The following is a 238-nucleotide window of genomic DNA, read 5'->3' as shown; positions in this document are numbered from 1 at the left end:
GACCTTTTGCTATGCATGTCAGATCGAATTGCGCTCACTGCGCTAACGCTAGCAGAGCAGCGAGGTATTCACGTCCCAGGGGAGTTACGAATTACAGGCTTTGACGGCATTGCCGAAGGGCAATATCGTGCCCCACGCTTAACCACCGTACGCCAGGACAGCGCAGGTAAAGGACGCGTGGCGGCCAAAATGATTTTAGGCCGAATACCAAAAACCCAGCAGCTGCTCAAAACCGAGC

At 54.2% G+C, this 238-nt stretch carries 1 protein-coding gene; it reads left to right on the top strand.

Features of this window, described 5'->3' with window-relative positions; genetic code table 11:
- Positions 1-15 precede the first annotated feature (15 nt).
- A partial coding sequence (locus V0R37_RS23195; RefSeq protein ID WP_420376703.1) for a substrate-binding domain-containing protein occupies positions 16-238 on the top strand: 223 nt, incomplete at its 3' end.

It is taken from the genome of Pollutimonas rozaliensis (assembly GCF_048751585.1).
GTDB lineage: Bacteria > Pseudomonadota > Gammaproteobacteria > Burkholderiales > Burkholderiaceae_B.
Note: the sequence above shows the minus strand (reverse complement) of the source record. Positions and strands in the feature narration are given on the sequence as shown.